Origin of the sequence: Facklamia hominis CCUG 36813 (genome assembly GCF_000301035.1) — a bacterium.
GTDB lineage: Bacteria > Bacillota > Bacilli > Lactobacillales > Aerococcaceae > Facklamia > Facklamia hominis.
Map to the genome: position 1 here is coordinate 665,730 of NZ_JH932292.1, position 263 is coordinate 665,992.

1 protein-coding gene is annotated in these 263 nt (G+C 41.1%); it reads right to left on the reverse strand.

All coding sequences use genetic code 11. The annotated features are described in order from the left end of the window. Positions 1-263 (reverse strand): hypothetical protein (locus tag HMPREF9706_RS09185; RefSeq protein ID WP_006907879.1); only part of this gene is annotated, 263 nt, incomplete at both ends.

The window sequence follows — 263 nt, forward strand, 5'->3', positions numbered from 1 at the left end:
TCGTCCTTAGCAGTTACTTTTGTATCCTTGTCTGGATTTGTAACTTTAACGCCAGTGTCTTGTTTTTCATCCGTTGGTTTAACTGGTTTCTTACCTGTTTCGTCAACTGATGTTTTCTTATCTTCTGGTGTTTCGTCAGCTTTGCCTACTTTTGCTGTAGCTTGGTCTGATGTATCTTTGCCATCTACTGTTGCTGTGGCTTTTACTTCATCATTTTCAGCTAGGTCTTTGCCTTCTGGGACTGCTACTTTCCAGTTTCCTTC